Consider the following 3,057-nt stretch of genomic DNA (forward strand, 5'->3'; position numbering starts at 1 on the left):
GCTGCGGTAGACGGAGTAGCCGACGGGATACAGGACGAGGGCCCCCAGCAGGGCCAGGGCGGGCAGCAGGAAGCAGGCCGCGATCCACGGGCCGGCGTCGACCCGTGGACCGGTGAGCCCGATCCCTATGCGGGGATCGAATGGGAGTGATGACCACCTGGCGACGGACGTTGCGCGCGTGACCGCACTCGCGGGCCATGCCCAGGGCGCGCAGCTCGCCCGGATCGGGAACGGGACCGAGTGACTGTCAGTGCCCCGTGGCAGCCTCGCGGTCATGAGTTACGACCTTGCTGTCTGGGAAGGACATCGCCCGGCGGATGACACCGCTGCCACGGCGATCTTCAGCGACCTCTTCAACCGGTACATGGGCACTGACGCGGAGCACCCGCCGACCGATCGCATCGCCGCGTACGTGGCCGCGCTTCTGGAGCGGTGGCCTGATCTCACGGAGGACGAGGAAGACCTCTCTCCGTGGTCCATCGGGCCGCTGATCGGCGCGGCCAAGGGGCCGCTGTTCTACTTTCCGATGCGCTACAGCATGGCCGATGAGGCATCGGCCCATGCGGCGGAAGTCGCCTCGTCGATGGGCCTTGTCTGTTTCGACCCTCAGGTGCAGCGGCTCATGTCGTGAGCTCCCCCGAGGGGCTGTTGCCTGACCTTCAGTCGCTCTCTCTGAGCGCCGCGATCAGCTCCCGCCCCTCCCGGGCTCCCCGTCGTACCAACGTCGCCGCGGTGCCGTGGAGCTCGTTCCAGGAGTGGGGGCGGCCGATGGACGACGCGTCCGGCAGGCAGTCGAGGGCGGTGGCCAAGGCGGCCGGGGCCTCGCCCGCCTCGGCGAGGGCGTGGGCGAGGCAGGAGCCGTACCAGGTCCTGTCTCGGCGGTAGTGGCCGGGCAGGGCGGCGAGGCCGCGCGTGAAGTGCTCGATCGCCGACGGCCACTCGCCCAGGTGCGCTTCCGCCATGCCGCGTTGGAGCGTGAACCACGTGTCGTCGTAGAAGTACATCCACGGCGGCTCGTCCTCCGGGCGCTCAGCCGCCCGGCCGATCAGCTCCCGTGCTTCGTCCAGCAGGCGACGGGAGGCGTCGGCGTTCCCGTTGAGGGCGTGGCCGCGGCCCGCCATCTGGGCGGCCATGCCCCGGACCCCGCGTGACGTTCCCGGCGCCGACCACCGGGCGGCCTTGGCCAGTCGTACGCAGCGGGTGCCGAGCCCCCCGGACCAGGCCATGTGCGCCTTCATGCTGAGGGTGGTCGCCGCCATGTCGGCGTCCCCGGCTTCCAGCGCCCACTCGTGTGAGCGGTCGTACCAGGCCAGGGCGGCGGCGGGGCGCCCCTGGTCCTGGGCCATCCAGGCCAGGAACTGGGCGTGCTCGGCGGCCAGCCGGACGACGCGGTCCGCGAGCGGCCCGGGGGTGCTCGGGTGGAGGTTCACCACGGTCCGCAACTGATGGCACATGACGTCGACCAGCGGCCGCGACCCGATGTGGTCCTCCGCGCGACGGTGCTCGGCCAGCAGGCGGTCCAGCCAGTCCAGGGTCGCGGCGTCCACTCGCGCGGAGCCGTTCACGGCGCTGGTGACCCGGGCCAGCAGGTCCTCGTCCGGAGCCATGTCCCCGAGGTGCAGGCCGGCGACGGGCATCACGGGGTGAGGCGGCGTGGCGGGGATGCCGAGCCCGTCGATGATCCGCTGCCGGACCTCCGACGACGTCACGCGCCGTCGGCCCCGCTCGATGTCGGACACGTCCGGCTGGGCCAGGCCGGTCCGCTCGCCGAGCTTCGTCTGGCTCAGCCCGGTGAGCCGGCGGTAGGTGCGGAAGACGGCGGCCCAGTCCTCACCGGCCACCGCCGACGCGAGCCGAGGGTGGCTCCACAATTCCGGAGAGCGATCCCGCATGAACCGAATATAGGGCGCTCCTATAGGCGGCGGGGATGGGATCAACTGCTGTTGGCGGGGCACGGTTTGCATGTGAGCGAGAGCGAGCGCCCCGAGGCGGGCACATGGGTGGTGGACGCGCGGCGGGACCGCGTCGGCGAAGTGGTCAGCGCGGCCGGCGGACGCCTGCTGCTGCGGAGCCCGGCGGACGGGCGGCAGTGGGAGGCGCTGCCGTGCGACGTGCGCCCGGCGACCCCGAGTGACGAGCTGCGCGTGAGGGTCGCCGACGCCAACCACCGCAGCGGGCGGAGGTGGGGATGATGACGAAGCGGACCGGCGAACCCACGCCCCGGCGCCCACGCTGCGACGAGTGCTGGGACATCAAGCGCAGAAGAGCCCAGGCCCTGGAACGCGGCGATCTCCAACGCGCCGTGTCGCTGACCGGGGAGATGGGGGCGCACCTGCGGGTGGCGCACCCCTGACGCCCCCGCCGCTCAGTCCCGCTCCGAGGCGAACCAGGCGGCGCCCTCCTTCCCCAGGCACCCGAGCAGGATCGGCGCCGCGAAGACAACGGTGCTGAGGGGCAGGTCGCTGTCCATGACGAGGCCGATCACGTCGTAGATCACGATGATCAGGGCGAGAGCCACGGCCCCGTACTGGATGCCGGCCCCGCCGGTGCGGAAGCGAGCGGCGAGGAAGAGCGCGGCGAGGCCGCAGGCGAGCAGGAGCGTGCCGCTGGTGACGCCCGGTGCGTCGTCGACGCCGGTGGCCACCGCGGCGAGGAACAGCGAGCCGATGGGTATGTTGAAGGCCGCAAGGACGAACAGCGCTATGCGTGCGCTTCGCACCCGGGCAGGCAGGGGTCGGCGGGGTGCTGCGGGCGGGTTCACCGGGGCCTCTCTGACATGTGCGTCCGTGCACCCCGCACTACTGCGGGTAATGGGCGTCAAGGGCCACTCTGGGACTTGCGCGCCGCACACGGTAGGTTCGTAGCTGCCATGAATCTCGCATACATTCCCAGCCCCTCGACCGGCGTCGTCCACCTCGGACCGATCCCGCTGCGCGGCTACGCCTTCTGCATCATCATCGGCGCCAGGCGGACCACGTCGCCCCTTGCGGTCGTCGCGAGGGCACCGTGGGCGCGGAGCCAGCGCTCCTCCAGGGTGTACCAGTCGATCGGGCGCGG

General features: G+C 71.9%; 5 protein-coding genes and 1 pseudogene. 4 read left to right on the forward strand and 2 right to left on the reverse strand.

The genetic code is table 11. The features are described from left to right. Positions 1-274: 274 nt before the first annotated feature. Positions 275-631 carry a hypothetical protein gene (locus AB0K09_RS31795; RefSeq protein ID WP_366068859.1) on the forward strand — a complete coding sequence of 119 codons (357 nt, stop codon included), beginning with the start codon at positions 275-277 and terminating at the stop codon, positions 629-631. 28 nt (positions 632-659) lie between these two features. Here AB0K09_RS31795 and AB0K09_RS31800 read toward each other — a convergent pair whose 3' ends face one another. Further along, positions 660-1,892 (reverse strand): helix-turn-helix domain-containing protein, encoded by a 1,233-nt coding sequence (locus AB0K09_RS31800; RefSeq protein ID WP_366068860.1) that lies wholly within the window; start codon positions 1,890-1,892, stop codon positions 660-662. A gap of 72 nt (positions 1,893-1,964) precedes the next feature. Between AB0K09_RS31800 and AB0K09_RS31805 the strand changes: the two genes are divergently transcribed. Next, entirely contained in the window at positions 1,965-2,192 is a 228-nt protein-coding gene (locus tag AB0K09_RS31805; protein WP_366068861.1) for a hypothetical protein, read from the forward strand. Then, the gene (locus tag AB0K09_RS31810) at positions 2,189-2,353 is read left to right on the forward strand and encodes a hypothetical protein (protein ID WP_366068862.1); all 165 of its coding nucleotides are present in this window, start codon (positions 2,189-2,191) and stop codon (positions 2,351-2,353) included. Before AB0K09_RS31805 ends, AB0K09_RS31810 begins: the two co-directional genes overlap by 4 nt. 12 nt (positions 2,354-2,365) lie before the next feature. Here AB0K09_RS31810 and AB0K09_RS31815 read toward each other — a convergent pair whose 3' ends face one another. Further along, positions 2,366-2,719 (reverse strand): hypothetical protein, encoded by a 354-nt coding sequence (locus tag AB0K09_RS31815; protein ID WP_366068863.1) that lies wholly within the window; start codon positions 2,717-2,719, stop codon positions 2,366-2,368. A 150-nt stretch (positions 2,720-2,869) separates the two neighbouring features. On the opposite strand from AB0K09_RS31815, the pseudogene AB0K09_RS31820 reads away from it, so the two are divergent. Then, a pseudogene (locus tag AB0K09_RS31820) lies at positions 2,870-2,962 on the forward strand (prolipoprotein diacylglyceryl transferase); the annotation flags it as partial. Positions 2,963-3,057 lie beyond the last annotated feature (95 nt).

The sequence above is a fragment of the Streptomyces sp. NPDC049577 genome (assembly GCF_040675635.1).
In the GTDB taxonomy this organism is placed as follows: Bacteria; Actinomycetota; Actinomycetes; order Streptomycetales; family Streptomycetaceae; genus Streptomyces.